The 14,689-nt window shown below is 32.4% G+C and carries 13 protein-coding genes; 7 read left to right on the forward strand and 6 right to left on the reverse strand.

Annotated elements, in window-relative coordinates:
• Positions 1-75: 75 nt before the first annotated feature.
• Together VBY68_RS12970 and serS are read left to right on the forward strand one after the other, a co-directional pair.
• The gene (locus tag VBY68_RS12970; protein WP_099215041.1) at positions 76-360 is read left to right on the forward strand and encodes a helix-turn-helix domain-containing protein; all 285 of its coding nucleotides are present in this window, start codon (positions 76-78) and stop codon (positions 358-360) included.
• A 66-nt stretch (positions 361-426) separates the two neighbouring features.
• Positions 427-1,701 carry a serine--tRNA ligase gene (gene serS / locus VBY68_RS12975; RefSeq protein WP_124588046.1) on the forward strand — a complete coding sequence of 425 codons (1,275 nt, stop codon included), beginning with the start codon at positions 427-429 and terminating at the stop codon, positions 1,699-1,701.
• 91 nt (positions 1,702-1,792) lie between these two features.
• Here serS and VBY68_RS12980 read toward each other — a convergent pair whose 3' ends face one another.
• Positions 1,793-1,936 carry a hypothetical protein gene (locus VBY68_RS12980; protein WP_176550555.1) on the reverse strand — a complete coding sequence of 48 codons (144 nt, stop codon included), beginning with the start codon at positions 1,934-1,936 and terminating at the stop codon, positions 1,793-1,795.
• A gap of 176 nt (positions 1,937-2,112) precedes the next feature.
• Here VBY68_RS12980 and VBY68_RS12985 point away from each other — a divergent pair, with 176 nt between their 5' ends.
• The 4 genes from VBY68_RS12985 (at position 2,113) to mgtE (ending at position 6,567) form a co-directional block, all read left to right on the forward strand.
• A complete protein-coding gene (locus VBY68_RS12985; protein ID WP_274638745.1) occupies positions 2,113-3,888 on the forward strand; it encodes a tetratricopeptide repeat protein in 1,776 nt (591 codons plus the stop codon).
• 45 nt (positions 3,889-3,933) lie between these two features.
• The gene (locus VBY68_RS12990) at positions 3,934-4,263 is read left to right on the forward strand and encodes a DUF4286 family protein (protein ID WP_099215038.1); all 330 of its coding nucleotides are present in this window, start codon (positions 3,934-3,936) and stop codon (positions 4,261-4,263) included.
• Between the two features lie 62 nt (positions 4,264-4,325).
• Positions 4,326-5,129 carry a 16S rRNA (adenine(1518)-N(6)/adenine(1519)-N(6))-dimethyltransferase RsmA gene (gene rsmA, locus VBY68_RS12995; protein ID WP_415269974.1) on the forward strand — a complete coding sequence of 268 codons (804 nt, stop codon included), beginning with the start codon at positions 4,326-4,328 and terminating at the stop codon, positions 5,127-5,129.
• 88 nt (positions 5,130-5,217) lie between these two features.
• Complete coding sequence (mgtE, locus tag VBY68_RS13000) at positions 5,218-6,567, forward strand: magnesium transporter (RefSeq protein ID WP_124588040.1); 1,350 nt, start codon at positions 5,218-5,220, stop codon at positions 6,565-6,567.
• Here mgtE and VBY68_RS13005 read toward each other — a convergent pair.
• From VBY68_RS13005 to rsmI, 3 genes are all read right to left on the reverse strand, one after another.
• A complete protein-coding gene (locus VBY68_RS13005) occupies positions 6,564-7,241 on the reverse strand; it encodes a LysE family translocator (RefSeq protein WP_121146547.1) in 678 nt (225 codons plus the stop codon). The two genes, mgtE and VBY68_RS13005, sit on opposite strands and share 4 nt — an antisense overlap.
• A gap of 21 nt (positions 7,242-7,262) precedes the next feature.
• A complete protein-coding gene (locus tag VBY68_RS13010; RefSeq protein ID WP_415269975.1) occupies positions 7,263-8,312 on the reverse strand; it encodes a 2Fe-2S iron-sulfur cluster-binding protein in 1,050 nt (349 codons plus the stop codon).
• A 78-nt stretch (positions 8,313-8,390) separates the two neighbouring features.
• Positions 8,391-9,062: a 16S rRNA (cytidine(1402)-2'-O)-methyltransferase gene (gene rsmI, locus VBY68_RS13015; protein ID WP_273694089.1), complete on the reverse strand. Its 672-nt coding sequence runs from the start codon at positions 9,060-9,062 to the stop codon at positions 8,391-8,393.
• 66 nt (positions 9,063-9,128) lie between these two features.
• On the opposite strand from rsmI, the gene dxs reads away from it, so the two are divergent.
• On the forward strand, positions 9,129-10,898 hold the full coding sequence (dxs, locus tag VBY68_RS13020) for a 1-deoxy-D-xylulose-5-phosphate synthase (RefSeq protein ID WP_415269976.1): 1,770 nt from the start codon (positions 9,129-9,131) through the stop codon (positions 10,896-10,898).
• Positions 10,899-10,943: 45 nt separating this feature from the next.
• Here the strand turns inward: dxs and VBY68_RS13025 are convergent, their stop codons facing one another.
• Together VBY68_RS13025 and VBY68_RS13030 are read right to left on the reverse strand one after the other, a co-directional pair.
• Complete coding sequence (locus tag VBY68_RS13025) at positions 10,944-11,747, reverse strand: hypothetical protein (RefSeq protein WP_415269977.1); 804 nt, start codon at positions 11,745-11,747, stop codon at positions 10,944-10,946.
• 82 nt (positions 11,748-11,829) lie between these two features.
• The gene (locus tag VBY68_RS13030) at positions 11,830-14,529 is read right to left on the reverse strand and encodes an Ig-like domain-containing protein (RefSeq protein WP_415269978.1); all 2,700 of its coding nucleotides are present in this window, start codon (positions 14,527-14,529) and stop codon (positions 11,830-11,832) included.
• Positions 14,530-14,689: the final 160 nt, after the last annotated feature.

Here is a 14,689-nt window from a genome sequence, read left to right on the forward strand (position 1 = left end):
CCGGTTTCAAATAGCTTTAGAATTAGTATTATTGACGTAACTGCATACAAAGTTAATTTTTTTAAAACCTACATAATGACAAGTATGTCATTATGTATTTCATATGTTTTTAAGATTTTGTATCGAAAAAGAATAATGCTGTCAAAAAATGAGGTAACCTTAAAAAAGGTAGCCCTTTGCGTAAAAACTTTAAGAGAAGAGTATCATATTACTTCAAATGAGTTTTATATTGATACTGGAATACATTTGGCAAGAATAGAACAAGGAAAAACAAATGTCACTATTACTACTCTTCAGAAAATATGTGATTATTTCAATATTACTTTATCAGACTTCTTTATGATGCTTGAAGAAATTTAGTACACAAAACACATTGCTTAAGTCTATAGCTTCTTTTATCTTTGCTTTTCTTAAAAAATTAAAAAGATGTTACAGGTTCAGTTTATTAGAGAAAACAAACAAACTGTTTTAGACGGATTAGCAAAACGTAATTTTGCTGATGCCGAAACAATTATTGAAGAAGTATTAACTGCTGATGAAACGCGTAGAGCTACACAAGTTTCTTTAGATAATGTTTTAGCTGAATCGAACAAAATATCCAAAGAAATTGGAGGGCTTTTTAAATCTGGAAAAGTTGAAGAAGCAAATAAACTTAAAGCAAAAACAGGTGAGTTAAAAGAGCAATCTAAACAATTAACAGAAGAATTAAACTCTGCTGCTGATAAGTTAAACGAATTGTTGTACCAAATTCCTAATATTCCTCATCCTTCTGTAAAAGCAGGAAAAAATGAAGAAGATAACGAAGAGATTTTTAAAGAAGGAATTATTCCAGATTTAGGAGAAAAAGCATTACCTCACTGGGAATTAGCGAAGAAGTATGATATTATTGATTTTGATTTAGGTGCCAAAATTACAGGTGCTGGTTTTCCTGTGTATAAAGGAAAAGGAGCTCGTTTACAACGTGCTTTAATTAATTACTTCTTAGATAAAAACACAGCAGCTGGATATAACGAAGTACAAGTTCCTCATTTAGTAAATGAAGCTTCAGGTTTTGGTACAGGTCAATTACCTGACAAAGAAGGACAAATGTATCATGTAACTGGAGATAACTTATACTTAATCCCTACCGCTGAAGTTCCAGTAACTAATATGTTTAGAGGTGATTTAGTAAAAGAAGCTGATTTACCTATTGCAGTTACAGGCTATACTCCTTGTTTCCGTCGTGAAGCTGGAAGTTACGGAGCTCATGTTCGTGGATTAAATCGTTTACACCAATTTGATAAAGTTGAGATTGTTCGTGTTGAACACCCTGACAATTCATACAATGCTTTAAATGGAATGGTTGAACATATCAAAGAAATTTTACGTGAGTTAAAATTACCATACCGTATTTTACGTCTTTGTGGTGGAGATACAGGCTTTACTTCTGCCCTTACATTTGACTTTGAATTATATTCTACAGCTCAAGAACGTTGGTTAGAAATTAGTTCTGCTTCAAACTTTGAAACTTTTCAAGCAAATCGTTTGAAGTTACGTTTTAAAAATAAAGAAGGTAAAAGTCAATTAGTACACACTTTAAACGGAAGTTCTTTAGCCTTACCTCGTGTGTTGGCTGGTATTTTAGAAAACTACCAAACTGAGAATGGAATTAAAATTCCTGAAGTATTAGTTCCTTATTGTGGTTTTGACATGATTGATTAATCAATTTTCAATATAAAAATAAAAAAATCCCAAGCCTCAATTACGATGCTTGGGATTTTTAATTAATCAATCCCCATTGAAAAAAATATGTTTAGTTGGCAACTACCGCTACCATTAATCTCTTGTATTTATTCATTTCTAACAATGCCTCAAAATATTGAGTTATTTGACCTTTTCTCATAAACTCATTTGCATTCTGCTTTGCTATTTCATATTGTGTCGTAAAGTTTCTCATAGTTTACATTGTTTAGTTGTTTTATTAATAAGACAAAGTTCGTGCCAAAATGTTACACTGCTTTTCAAAAAAGCACCTCTTTTAATAGTATTTTAACAATTATCTTCTGTATTTTTGATAGACAAAATCCTCTTAACTGAATTAAGCACAAAAACACAACGCTTAAAATTTTCAAAATGAAAAAAGCCATTATTTTATTTAATTTACTGATCTTAAGTTTGTTTTGCCAAGCACAGCAAAACGAATTTATCATTGCTGAAAATTATTTTAGAAATAATGAATATGAAAAGGCAATTCAGTTATATAAAAGATTATACGATCAAAGCCCATATAACACAACTTATTTAAAAAAGTTAATCACTTGTTATCAGGAGACTGAACAATTTACTGCTGCTGAAAATTTACTCACTCAAAAACTAAAAGAAAAACCTAACTTATCTTACTTATATGTAATTCTAGGTTATAATAGTGAACGGCAAGAAAAAATAGAAGACGCTAATAAATACTATCAAAAAGCAATTGAATCCATTAATAAAAAAGCAAATTACGGTTCTTTAATCGCAGGGTTGTTTAAAAACTATAGTAAATTAGATTTAGCTATTGAAGCTTTTAATAAAGTAATGGAAATTAACCCAAAAGCTAATTATGGGTTTCAATTAGCGCAAATTTATGGTGAAAAGGGAGATTTTGAACAAATGTTCAAATCATACATTGATTTGGTTGACAAAAATAGTGGTTACCTCAACAATGTAAAACGTTATGCTGGTAAATATTTAACTGATGATAGCGAAGATGAGAACAATGTTTTATTCAAAAAAGCACTATTACGAAAATCTATAAGCAACCCTAAAGACATTTGGAATGATTTACTTTCTTGGTTATTTATTAGGCAAAAACAATACAGCAAAGCTCTTATTCAAAACAAGGCATTACTTGCAAGAGACCCAGATAATTTGGGTAAAATTAATGATTTGGGTAAAATAGCTCTAGAGAACAAAGACTATGAAACTGCAAAAGAGTGTTTTGATCTTATTATTGAAAAAACGAATTACCCTAGAGACAAGTTTAAAGCTATAAATAATAACCTTAAAATAGCAATTGAGACAAAACAACCTGATGTAGATAAACGTTTTAATTCTATTTTTAAAGAATATGGAATTAACTCTAAAACACTTTTCACACAAATAGAGTACGCTAACTATTTAACATTTACAAAGAACAACCCACAAGAAGCATCTGTTATTTTAAAGAATGCCTTAAATTTTACCAATTCAAAGTTTATAAAAGCAACTATAAAACTTAAGCTTGGTGATGTTTTTGTATATATGGGTAAATTTAACAAAGGATTAATTTATTTTTCTCAAGTTCAAACGCTATTCAAAAACAATTATATAGGTCAAGAAGCCCGCTTTAAAGTAGCACAAGCTTCTTATTTTAAAAATGATTTTACTTGGGCAAAGGCTCAGCTAAAAGTTTTAAAAGGATCAGCAACACAACTTATTGCTAACGATGCTGCTGATTTGTTCTTGACAATTTCAGATAATGAACCTAAAGATAGTATTGGTACTGGCTTAAAAGAATATGCCAAAGCTGATCTGTTAGCTTATCAAAATAAAAATGATGAAGCAATTGCTATTTTAAGCAATATAATTGCTAATTACGGTGGGCAATCTATTGAAGATGAAGCATTATTTAAACAAGCTCAATTATTTGTTAAAAAGAAACAATATGACGAAGCCATTTTAAATTATGCCAAAATAATAGCTTTAGATAAAAAAGGGATTTATGTTGACGATGTATATTATCACATGGCTGATTTATATAACAATGAATTAAATAATCTAGAAAAGGCTAAAGAATACTATCAAAAGATTATTTTTGACCACCCATCGAGTATCTACCTAGTAGAGGCCCGAAAAAAGTTTAGAAAATTAAGAGGAGACGACATTTAAAAAACTGAAGACGTTCTTATTACTTTATTTTTAAAATTAAAAACTATGTACATATACAACGTAACAATAAATATAGACGAAAGTATACATGCTGAATGGTTAACTTGGATTGAAAGCCATATACCTGAAGTATTAGCAACAGGACACTTTTTAAGTGCTAAAATGACGCAAGTGTTGGTTGAAGAAGAAATGGGAGGTATTACCTACTCTATTCAATATACTGCTAAAACACGTGAAGATTTAGACAACTATTACAAACATAGTGCAGACAAACTACGCAACGACGGATTAAAAAAGTTTGCTGATAAAATGCTTGCTTTTCGTACTGAATTAAAAGTTGTTAATGAGTTTTTCCCTACAGTAAATAGTAATTAGTCAAGACCCAAAACCAAGATTCTAAACGTATTACGTCTATAAAAATCTATTAACCTGAATCCATGACCGTAAGAGCAAAAAAACATTTAGGACAACATTTTTTAAACGATGAAAACATCGCTAAGAAAATTGCTGATTCGTTAACCGAAAAAGGATACGATAACGTATTAGAAATTGGTCCTGGTATGGGAGTTCTAACTAAATATTTATTAGAAAAGAAACCAAAAGTTACGGTAATGGAATTAGATTCAGAATCAGTAACCTATTTACAAGAAACATTCCCTGTTGAACACATAAAACTAAATACTTCAAAAGAAAAGTTTACCATTATTGAAGGTGACTTTTTAAAAAAGGATTTCACTGAAACTTTCAATAATCAGCAAGTAGCAATTATCGGAAACTTTCCATACAACATTTCATCACAAATTGTTTTTAAAGCTATTGAAAACCGCGAATTTGTTCCAGAGTTTTCAGGAATGTTTCAAAAGGAAGTTGCTCAACGAATTGCTGAAAAAGAAGGAAGTAAAACTTACGGAATACTCTCGGTATTAACACAAGCTTTTTATGATGCTGAATACTTATTTACCGTACCTCCTTCTGTATTCAATCCACCGCCAAAGGTAGATTCTGGAGTTATTAGACTTATCAGAAAAGAAAACTACACACTTCCTGTTGATGAAAAATTATTTTTTAGAGTGGTAAAAACAGCTTTTAATCAACGAAGAAAAATGTTACGTTCCAGTTTAAAATCTTTTAATCTTTCGGATACCTTAAAAGAAGACCCTATATTTGCGATGCGTCCCGAACAGTTGTCGGTGCAAAAATTCATTGAGTTGACACAAAAAATAGCTCAAAACAATAGTTAAGAGTCCTTTTTTATATAAGAACAAGTCTTCTTTTTGAATTAGATTTCAACATATTCAAAACCTCGATTATCGAGCAAAATTGCAAGCAATGGCATTAGAAATCACAAAAGACTTATTAGAAAACGTAAAAGAACTGATTCAGCAACAAAAAGACACAGCTCTTTCTGAGGTTTTTTCAGATATTCACTACGCTGATATTGCTGAAGTTTTAGATGAACTTACTTTTGAAGAAGCAGTTTACATTATACGTTTATTAGATAGTGAAACAACTTCGGATGTATTAATGGAAGTTGATGAAGAAGTTCGTGAAAAAGTTTTTGAACAACTATCTGCCAAAGAAATTGCCGAAGAGGTTAATGAACTTGATACCGATGATGCTGCCGATGTTATTGCTGAACTTCCTGAAGAACGAAAACAAGATGTAATTCGGAAAATTGAAGACCGTGAACATGCTAAAGAAATTGTAGAATTACTACGATATGATGAAGATTCTGCTGGTGGATTAATGGCAAAAGAGCTTGTAAAAGTAAATGAGAATTGGAATGTACTTACCTGTGTTAAAAAAATGCGTCAGCAAGCAGAAGAGGTTACTAGAGTTCATTCTATTTATGTGGTTGATGATGAAGGTAAGTTAAAAGGGCGTTTGTCGTTAAAAGACTTGTTAATGGCTTCTACTCGTTCTAAAATCTCGGATGTTTATATTCCTAAAGTAGATTTTGTTCATGTACACGATGACGCGGAAGATGTAGCTAACATTATGCGTAAATATGACTTAGAAGCTATTCCTGTTGTGGATGAATTAGGTGTTTTGGTGGGTAGAATTACTATTGATGATATTGTTGATGTAATTAAAGAAGAAGCTGAAAAAGATTATCAATTAGCAGCAGGTATTACCCAAGATGTTGACTCTGAAGATAGCATTTTACAGTTAACCCGAGCTCGATTACCATGGTTGTTCCTAGGTTTAATTGGAGGTATTGGAGCTGCAAGAATTATGGGCTTTTTTGAAGGTGCATTAGAAGAAAATGCTATTCTTTTTATGTTTACACCTCTTATTGCAGCCATGGCTGGTAATGTTGGGGTACAATCTTCAGCAATTATTGTACAAGGTTTAGCTAACGATGATGTAAAAGGAAGTGTTACTAATAGATTATTAAAAGAAATGTCTTTAGCTGCTGTAAATGGACTTGTTTTGGCTGTTATCTTGTTTTTCTTTATTTGGATTTGGAAAGGAGATATAACAATTGCCTCTGCTATTTCATCTTCATTATTTACGGTAATTATTGTAGCTGGTTTGGTAGGTACTTTTATTCCTTTATTTTTAGATAAGAGAGGTATTGACCCTGCAATTGCTACAGGGCCTTTTATTACAACGAGTAACGATATTTTTGGGATTTTGATCTATTTTTGGATAGCAAAAATGATTATCGGCTTTTAATCTAGCGATTCTACTTTCTCAATCAGATTATCAATCTTACTTTCAGGAATAAATCCTTTTAGCATTAACACAGCACCAAAAACGATTAATAATACTCCCATTCCACGTTTTATTCGATAAATAACCAATGGAGTTAACCTACTCTTAAGTTGTTTAGCTAATAATATTTTCCCTAAATCTGTAATTGCGTAACCTGCTATTACAGTACCAAAATACCAAACCAAATACTTCGGATTCATATCATACGTTGGTCCTATAACCACAATTAACCCCAGCCAAAAAGCTAATACTCCTATATTTATAAAATTCAAGAAAAAGCCCTTAAGAAGGAGTTTTAAGTAATTATTACTCTCTGGTAAAACAACATCGGGAGCTTTTGCTTCTTTCTTATTGTTTTTATCTAAATAAGTAATTAATCCATAAACAATAAGCACTAACCCTCCGATAAGAAACAACCGCGGGTCATCTTTTATTTTTTCTAACAGACTTCTACTTCCAAAGTAGGCTATTAACATAAAAGAAATATCTCCTAAAATCACTCCTACATCAAAGGCAATGGCTGCTCTAGCTCCTTTTAAAATACTGGTTTTAATCAGCATAAAAAATACAGGCCCTATCATAAAAGCCATGAAAACACCTACAAAAAATGCGTTTTTAAAGTCGTAAAAATCCATTCTATAAAGTTACGATTTTACCTAAACATCGTCAAAGTCTACCACTATTTTCTGTGTAGTTGGATGTGCTTGACATGTAAGTATCAAACCTTCTTCTAATTCGTCATCAGTTAAAATAGAATTTTTTGCCATTACAGCTTTTCCTTCCATAACTTTTGCAATACAACTACTACAAACCCCTCCTTGACAGGAATATGGGGCATCTAGCTTGTTGCGTAAAGAAGCTGCTAAAATCGTATCGGTTTTCTCCATCATAAAAGTGTGTTCTTCATCATCTAACACCACTTTAATTTCTGATTTTCCGTCTGGAATATGCAATGCCGCTTCTTCATCTGAAATAGTAGCGGTAAATAATTCAAAATAGATGTTTCTTTCATCGAATCCATCTTCTTGAAGTGTTTCAGAAACAGTTTGGATCATTTCTTCTGGCCCACATAAATATACTGAATCGAAAGAAATATCTTTATGTATATTTTTCACGAAATAGTTTACATGTCCTTTATCAATTCTACCAAATTTACTATTAGTTCTCACCTCTTGACTAAACACATAATGTAAGTTTAATTGAGAAGAATACTTTTCAGCTAACTCATTTAACTCATCATAAAAAATTGTGCTTTCAGCTCTTTTATTTCCAAAAACTAGTGTAATTGTAGAAGTTGGTTCATTCTCTAACACTGTTTTTACCATTGATAAAACTGGGGTAATTCCACTTCCTGCAGCAAAAGCAAGATAGTTTTTTTGTGCTTGAGGTTCTAAAATAAACTTCCCCTCTGGTTCAGAAACCTCTAAAAAAGTGTCTTCTTTTAGCTTAGTTGTTGCATAGGTTGAAAATTTTCCGTGGTCAACTGCTTTTACAGCAACTTTAATTTGCTTACTGTTAGGAGAAGCACAAATAGAGTAAGCTCTTCTTATTTCCTTATCGTCTAAGATAGCTTTTATTGTAATATATTGACCTGCAACAAAAGTGTAGTTATCTTTTAGTTCTGCAGGGATATCAAATAAAATAGACACAGCATCTGCTGTTTCTTTTATTATTTTTTCTATACGTAGTTTATGAAATGTAGACATGTAATCTTTTTAAAGAGTTACAAAAATAAGAAACTCAAGAAGAAGAAAAGTTAGGGTTTTTATAAAACTTTAATTTCTTTACTTTTTCCCATCAACTACAACCACGATTTCTCCTTTAGCTGGTTTTTCAGTATAATATGCTAGTACTTCTTTTACACTTCCTCGTTTGGTTTCTTCAAACAATTTTGTCAGTTCTCTAGAAACAGATATTTGTCTATCCTCTCCAAAATACTCTGCAAAATTTGCGAGTGTTTTCAATAACTTGTGTGGACTCTCATAAAAAATCATAGTTCGTGTCTCTTCTGCCAAGAATTTTAACCGTGTTTGACGTCCTTTTTTTACAGGTAAAAAACCTTCAAAAACAAATTTGTCATTAGGTAAGCCAGAATTTACCAAAGCTGGAACAAAAGCAGTAGCTCCTGGTAAACATTCTACATCTATCCCATTCTGTACACACGCTCTAGTTAATAAAAAACCAGGATCTGAAATTGCAGGGGTTCCTGCATCTGAAATTAACGCAAACGTTTCACCACTTTGCAAACGTTTCACAATTGTTTCTACCGTTTTATGCTCGTTATGCATATGATGCGACTGCATCGGTGTAGAAATATCAAAATGCTTCAGTAGTTTTCCGCTCGTACGTGTATCTTCCGCTAAAATATAATCTACTTCTTGTAAGACTTTAAGCGCTCTCAGCGTAATGTCTTCTAAATTCCCAATCGGTGTAGGCACCAAGTACAATTTGCTCATACAACAAAACTACAAAGTTTTTAGTCTAAAAAGTTAGGAATCTCTACCTTTTTGTACTTTTGCTATATGTCGAACGACCTATTGAAAAACATTCAAATTCCTGCTGATTTACGTAAATTAACATCAGAAGAATTGCCACAGCTCGCTCAAGAATTGCGTGAGTTTATTATTGATGTGGTTGCTACAAAAGAAGGACATTTAGGCGCAAGCTTAGGTGTGGTAGAATTGACCATTGCACTTCACTATTTGTTTGATACTCCAAACGATTTATTAGTTTGGGATGTAGGACATCAAGCCTATGGGCATAAAATTTTAACAGGGAGAAAAGACGTTTTTCATACCAACCGCCAATTTGATGGCATTTCAGGCTTTCCAAAACGCTCAGAAAGTGAGTACGACACTTTTGGTGTTGGGCACTCCTCTACTGCTATTTCAGCAGCTTTAGGAATGGCAATTGCTTCTAAATTACAAGGCTTAGAAAAACATCATATTGCGGTGATTGGTGATGCTTCTATTGCTAGTGGAATGGCTTTTGAAGCTTTGAATCATGCAGGAGACACCAATGCAAATCTCTTAGTTATTTTAAACGATAATGCCATTGGTATTGATCCATCGGTAGGCGCTTTGAAAGATTATTTAACAAAAATTAAAGCTCCTCGATTAGAGATAGAACAACACAATATTTTTGAAGTCTTAAACTTTGATTATTCTGGACCTATTGATGGACATAATTTTGAAGAGTTGTTACGTGAACTAGAACGCTTAAAAAGTATTCAAGGTCCTAAGTTTTTACACGTAATAACTACAAAAGGGAAAGGGTTACGACAAGCTGAACAAGACCAAGTAAGGTATCACGCTCCTGGTAAATTTGACAAAATTTCTGGAGACGTCCTACCTAAAGAGGCAAGTAAATACACTAAATTTCAAGATGTTTTTGGGGAAACTATTGTTGAACTAGCACAGAAAAACGAAAAAATTGTAGGAATTACGCCTGCTATGTTAACCGGAAGCTCGTTAAAGTTTATGATGCAAGAGTTTCCTGATAGAACATTTGATGTAGGTATTGCCGAACAACATGCAGTAACCTTAGCTGCAGGTATGGCTACCCAAGGATTGATTCCGTTTTGTAATATCTATTCTACCTTTTTACAACGTGCTTACGACCAAGTAATTCACGATGTAGCCTTACAAAATTTACCTGTAATTTTTTGCTTAGACAGGGCTGGGTTAGTAGGTGAAGATGGAGCAACTCACCATGGAGTTTTTGATTTGGCTTATTTACGTTGTATCCCAAACCTAATTGTATTTGCTCCTCGCAATGAAATTGAGCTACGTAATATGATGTTTACCGCTCAACAGGGTCTTGAACATCCGATAGCTATTAGATATCCCAGAGGAAAAGGCAAGTTAGAACAATGGCAACTTCCATTCGAAACCATAGAAGTTGGAAAAGGAACCTGTTTAAAAGAAGGAACTCAAATTGCAGTATTATCTATTGGAACAATAGCTGATAATGTCTCAGAATCAATAAACCAGCTTAAAAACAACGAATCAGTTGCGCATTACGACCTACGTTTTGTAAAACCTTTAGACGAACAACTTTTAGACGCTATTTTCAAAAAATTTGATACTATTATCACTGTTGAAGATGGCACAATCAAAGGTGGATTTGGAAGTGAAATATTAGAATATGCTTCCGAAGTAAACTATCAAGGAAAAATTAAACTATTAGGAGTTCCTGATGAGTTTATCCATCATGGTACGATTCAACAGTTGCAAGAAGTATGTGGAATTGATACAATCTCCATTCAAAAAATAATTCAAAGTCTACTATAAAATAAAAGCGAACCTATTTGGTTCGCTTTTTATTGTTATGTAAATTTAGAAACCTCCAGAACCTATACCTCCATCGCAGTCTTCTGCATACAATATAAATTTTTCTACTCTTGAACCTGCAACATTAGTTGTAGTTAATGTTACCGTATATGTTCCAGGTTGACTAACTGTCACTATTGCAGAATTACCTGATGGAAACACTTTTCCTTGGTTTCCCCCTGGACTTATTTGCCAATTATAACTAGCACATCTTTCATAAGGAACCGATAATTCATTATTTATTGTCGTTGTACAAATATAATTACTCCCTAAATTATCTTTCTCATAGTTACTAGGTACTGGAGAACCAAAAGTTGAATAAATAGGATATGGAAACGGAGGGGTAATTACATTATTGCAGTTTGGAACATATGGTGATTCTAAATAAACACTAAACTCTAAATTACAACCACCTGAATAATTTGTTTCTAATCTTATAGCTCCTATTGTAAAACCTGAATTAAAATGTACAGTAAAACTTCTGGAGTTAGTCGAACCAATTATATCGATATTCTCACCACTTAATACGGACCAACTTAATGTTGTTGATAAAGGAACGTTATCAGATACTGTAAAAGTCTTTGTTTCTCCTATACTTACTAAATTACTATTATTGGCTGTGGTTATTTTAAAATCACAAATATTAGTAGTACGAGAAGAAACTTCGTTAGGTGAGATTATTTTTTCATCTTTTAACTTTTCAACAGCATTCAATGGTAATTCATCGCCAATGGATTCTTCTGTTTGACATGAAAAAAGAAAAATAGAGAACAAGAGAATAAATGCGAAATTTTTAAAATTCGTTTTCATAATAATTTTTTTTAATTTAAACTGGAACTAATATAATGAAAAAGAACTAATTAACAAGTTCTTTTTCATTTAAACTTTTTATTTATCTCTTCATTATCTTTTCAGAAAGTTTCTTTTGTCCTAGTTCATCATATATTTCAACAATGTAAATTGAGTTACTTGAAACTGTAGAAACATCTATTGAATTATTAATTACAGGTGCTTCTATTACTTTTCTTCCTGATACGTCTATTATTTTCGCGGTCCACAAAACTGTATTTTTTCCTCCTTTAATATAAATCCTATCAACAGCTGGATTTGGATAAATACTCATTCCTGAAGTATTTGTTTCTTCTTTTTCTTGGCTTCTTAATTGTGTTTTTGCAGAAGTGTTAGTATTTAAACAAACCTGTTTAGTCTCCGAAGACCCAAAGCTTCCTCCTGAAGCTAATACATCTCCATTATTATTTGTTATTTCATACGAACCGCTTCCATAACTACAGCAAATACCATCACCATATGTATCATTAATTGTAAAATCATAACACCCTACCGGCAAGCATTTTGATACAGTAATAGATTCTCCATTTCCTTGAGTATAATTATCTCCACTCATTACAGTTTGCCCTGTACTATCCTTTAAACTCCAAGAAGTTTCTGAAGAATACTTATCGAAAATAATTGTCACGCTTACATCCTCACATTTTGGGATTTCTCCTCCTCCATCTCCATCATCAGGGTTCCCTATGCTATAAGTAACCACTAATTTGGGTGCACTCGCGCTACTTCCATCGTATGACTCTGCTGTTCGTTCTCCTGTTCCTGAAATATAAAACATCATTGAATTACCAGTTGCCCAATTAGATCTGTTCACAACATATTGTACCAGAGATTTTAAATCTGGAGTTCTTTGTGCTGTCCCCGAAGCTCCAACTGAACTCCATGAACTAGGACTCCAAGCAACTGATTGATTATAATAACTTCTTGAAGTAATATTATAACTTTGGGAAGTCATATCTGGTGCATTTGATGAATCTTGAATTTTTATTGACAGTGATGTACTTCCAGAATTCGTTTCATCGGTAGTAAATTGTATATACGCATTCGTTACCGTAGCATTAGCTGGTACGTTTAAATTTCTAAATAGTAACCCTACATGTTGATTTCCTTTGGAACTTCCATCATACACTAATTCTAAATCAGAACTGTTCATATACATTGTTCCTGACGACTCATATTGTTCAGCATCATCATTGGTACTATTAATTGTTGATGTAACCGTCTTAGAAACATCTCCTACAAAAACAGAAACTTCTTCAGAACTAGTTTCGTATCCGTCATTATCTGTAGCCTTTACTTTAATTATATATGATTGGTTATCAATTGTAGGTATCCAGTTAAAAGAGTATGGAGTATTTGTATTTGTACCTACTAAAGTGTTATTTACATAAAACTTAACACTAGAAATTGTTCCATCACTATCTGTCGCAGTAGCTGAGATTGTTAATGGAGTATTTACTGTATGTGATGAACCTGATACTGGGTTTGTAATTGTAACTTCTGGATAGCTAACGTTACTACTTATAATTGTTACTACACTTCCATTAGATGGGTTCCATATATCTAAATTAGATGGTATTGTGAATGGGTTTTGGTTTGAAACCGAACCTACACTACTCGCATTATCTACCTTAATTGTTCGAACTTCTATTTTAGACTCTTCAACAAAAATCCATTTAAACTGATTAAAGGTACTCGCGTCTCTTGTCCAGTTTTTTGAATCATTCGATGATCGTAAAGGTGCTCCCCAACAACCTTCTCCTACATAAACGGTTCCGCTAACATCATCTCTAACAAATCCCTCATCACAATTACTTCCACTAGAACAAGGTTTTACTGGCCATGTTGTTTTTACGGTATGAGAGTCCGATTCAAATACTAAATTCACTCCTTTATCATAAAATAATTGAGACCAACTAGAATATTCATCATTTCCTTCTGATTTTGACGATACATGTGGGCGCATAGGTTTGTGATATTGAGCAGATTTCCAAATAGAACTATTTGTATTTAATTTTTGACTTAACCATGAATACTGAGTTCCTCCTGCTGAAATCTCTGAATTCAACGTATAAATTGTATATAAATTATTTCCAAAAGTTATGTCGTAATAAACACTTGTTGAAGGAACATTAAACAGGTTATAAATACTATTATTTGAACCTTCGTGATTTCCTCTCGTTGGTACAATAGGAAACATTCTTCCGTCATTTGCTGTGGTATATTGCCAATCATTAAACCAGTCTTGCCATTCAGAACTAGAGTCTCCGTTAGTCATATCTCCACCAAAAAACACTGCTGTTGGCTTTAATTTAGAAACTAACAAATTAGCATCTCTTCTCGGTGTTCTATTGTTTCTTGAATCTCCTCCAGCAATAAACGACATTTTATCATTGGTATTTGGAGCTGTTTTAAACCAAAAACGACTGCTTACCCCTTGGCTATCTTTAATTACAAAATAATAGTTGGTATTAGGACTTAATCCAGTTAATTTGGCAAAAGTATTACTCATTCCTTTATAAGAAACTGAGCGATCTACAGATTTTGAATTTGGATAATTTGACCAGTTAGTTCCATTATCTGTCGTTCCATAGTATACAACTGGGTTAGATCCTGAAATTTGATTCCAGCCGATCATAATGGTTGTTGCCGGATTGTCTGTGATGATTAATCGGTACTTATCATTAGAGGCATAAGTACTAAGAACTGCTAATAATAACAGTGTTAAAATAATTTTTTTCATTGTGAGGGACTTTAAAGTTTAATAGTTAGTTACACAAATATATTTTTTCCCTTTCAATTTAATAGGTTATTTTTATTATAATTAATTATATAATAACCTGATTAACTTTAACCTAACTATTGTTTTATAGTTTACTAATCTTATTTTAACAAACTACATA

This window comes from Tenacibaculum ascidiaceicola (genome assembly GCF_047470925.1).
Taxonomy (GTDB): domain Bacteria; phylum Bacteroidota; class Bacteroidia; order Flavobacteriales; family Flavobacteriaceae; genus Polaribacter; species Polaribacter discolor.